The sequence below is a fragment of the Undibacterium sp. Rencai35W genome (assembly GCF_049340185.1).
Lineage (GTDB): Bacteria > Pseudomonadota > Gammaproteobacteria > Burkholderiales > Burkholderiaceae_D > Undibacterium.
Genome location: NZ_JBMPPC010000017.1, coordinates 1 through 1399, shown reverse-complemented (window position 1 = coordinate 1399; position 1399 = coordinate 1). Strand labels below are relative to the sequence as shown.

General features: G+C 49.7%; 2 protein-coding genes. Both read right to left on the bottom strand.

Translation table 11 applies throughout. The features are described from left to right. A partial coding sequence (locus ACO0K3_RS19470; protein WP_422987498.1) for a hypothetical protein occupies positions 1–217 on the bottom strand: 217 nt, incomplete at its 3' end. Between the two features lie 66 nt (positions 218–283). Then, a complete protein-coding gene (locus ACO0K3_RS19465; RefSeq protein ID WP_422987496.1) occupies positions 284–1366 on the bottom strand; it encodes an IS110 family transposase in 1083 nt (360 codons plus the stop codon). Positions 1367–1399 lie beyond the last annotated feature (33 nt).

Sequence of the window (1399 nt, the reverse complement as noted above, 5' to 3'; positions counted from 1 at the left end):
TATATGGACTCCCCCCAAAGTACAAGAAATTAGTCAATAGTTCTGGCGCGAGGAATAAGCCTGCAGTCGTATATCCGGCATCTAATGTGGAATCTATTGTGTTCCGTGCCGACATGGAATCTGCGTGATCATTGCGCCACTCGTTACGAGCGGCAGGCGTAAAGCTGCCGGAAGGGTTATCGGCGTTCAATGATCTGGTTGCGTTCCGTTGTGCCATGATGGATGAGTAATCTCTACGCAAAGGCTGGTGGGAAATCGGTATGACAAGTTTCAAGTAAATCGATCAAGCTGGCATTGGATACGAGGTTCTCTCTAATTTCTTATTCAATCGCTGTACAGCCCCATAGTCTTCACCATCACGCAGCGTTGCATAGCAAATGCGTGCCAGTTTGTTGGCAAGGGCGCAGGCCGCCTTGTTATGATTCGTTCGACCTTGCACTTTCAGTGCCCAGCTGCGCAATTCATCTAAGTGCCGACCGGCACTTAAACTAACGCTAGCCGCTCGTAAAACAGAACGTGCGCCGTGCGTCAATAGCATACGAAGATAACGATCGCCACGTTTAGAAATATGCCCCAAGTATCGCGTGCTACCAGAGGAATATTCTTTCGGCGTTAAACCGAACCAGCTCGCGAAATGACGCGCATCTTTAAAATGGGCAACGCTACCACTCGTGGCTGCCACCATCGCGGTTGCAGTCAACAAGCCGATACCAGGAATCGAAAGCAAGGTCGTGCAAGCGGCGCTTTGCTTAGCAAGCTGGGTCAACTCTTTTTCTAATTGGGCGACACGCGCTTCGAGCAAATGAATTTCTTCAACCAATAATTTCATGGTGCCGCGAATCAAGTGAGGAACCGACGTATTGGGGTCAGCCAGAACACGTGAGATTTGTTCTATGCCGTTGCGACTTCCAGTCGTAACGGAAATACCAAACTCCCGACAAAAACCGCGCAGCGCATTGATGCGTGAGGTGCGCGTTCCCATCCACAATGAACGTGTGCGATGCAAGCCTTGCAGAGCTTGCTGCTCAATTGATTTTATGTTGACTGGGCGAATGTCGGCGCAACGGGCAGCCTCTAATAAAGCACAAGCATCTGCTGCATCGGTTTTGTTGCGTTTTACATAAGCCCTGATGTAAGCTGCGGGAAGTAACTTAACGTCGATACCCAAAGCATTCAAAGAACGCGCCCAATGATGAGCCGAGCCACAAGCCTCCATGATCACCAGCGAAACATTGCGGTTTACAAACCATCGCTCAAATTGCGCTCGCGTCAAATGATGTTGTTCGATTACACGCCATTGCGTATCGGCAACAGCAAGTTGAAACACAGATTTGGCCAAATCAACGGCCACGGTAGTAGCATTCATAGTGGACTCCTCGCGTTGAAATCTGATCCCCAT